Origin of the sequence: Nguyenibacter vanlangensis (assembly GCF_013376155.1) — a bacterium.
In the GTDB taxonomy this organism is placed as follows: Bacteria; Pseudomonadota; Alphaproteobacteria; order Acetobacterales; family Acetobacteraceae; genus Gluconacetobacter; species Gluconacetobacter vanlangensis.
The window spans coordinates 1-742 of record NZ_JABXXP010001071.1 but is presented as its reverse complement, the minus strand read 5'-3'; the positions used below and the strand labels follow the sequence as shown (position 1 = coordinate 742).

The window sequence follows — 742 nt, the reverse complement described above, 5'->3', positions numbered from 1 at the left end:
CTACTCCCGTGATCGCAAGGGCGAACATCCCACGGATCATCTCGCGGGCTGGAGCGGCATCCTGCAATCCGACGCCTATGGCGGCTATAACCGGCTGTTCGACGCCGACCGTAAACCCGCGCCCGTCATCTCGGCGGGATGCTGGGCACATGCGCGGCGCGGCCTGTTCAAGCTGGCCGAACTCGGCCGCGCGCCGCTCGCCGTGGAAGCCGTGCGCAGGATCGACGCGATCTTCGAGGCCGAACGTGCCATCACTGGAGCCTCGCCGGTGCAGCGTCTCGCCGTGCGGCAGGAGCGCATCGCGCCCATGGTCGACGACCTGCTGGCCTGGATGCGCGAGAGTTGCGCTCGTCTGTCGAAGAAGGCCCCGGTCACAGCGGCCATGGCCTACATCTTGCGCCGACCGGAGAATTTTACCCGCTTCCTCCACGATGGCAGGATCTGCCTGACGAACAACGCTGCCGAACGCAGCCTGCGCGGCGTCGCCCTGGGCAGGAAAGCCTGGCTGTTCGCAGGCTCGGATCGCGGCGGCCAGCGCGCGGCCAACATGTATTCCCTCATCGTCACCGCCAAGCTCAACGACATCGATCCCCTGGCCTGGCTCGCCGATGTCCTCGCCCGGATCAACGACCAGCCGGTCTCACGCCTGCACGAACTCCTCCCCTGGAACTGGAAAGCCTCAACACAGCCCCATCATACCAACGTCGCATGAACACGCCCGCGTCTCTCGCCGGATGCTTAC

The 742-nt window shown here is 66.2% G+C and carries 1 protein-coding gene; it reads left to right on the top strand.

Features of this window, described 5'->3' with window-relative positions:
* On the top strand, nt 1-712 hold a 712-nt coding region (gene tnpC / locus HUK84_RS21280; protein WP_176641935.1), incomplete at its 5' end, for an IS66 family transposase.
* Nucleotides 713-742 lie beyond the last annotated feature (30 nt).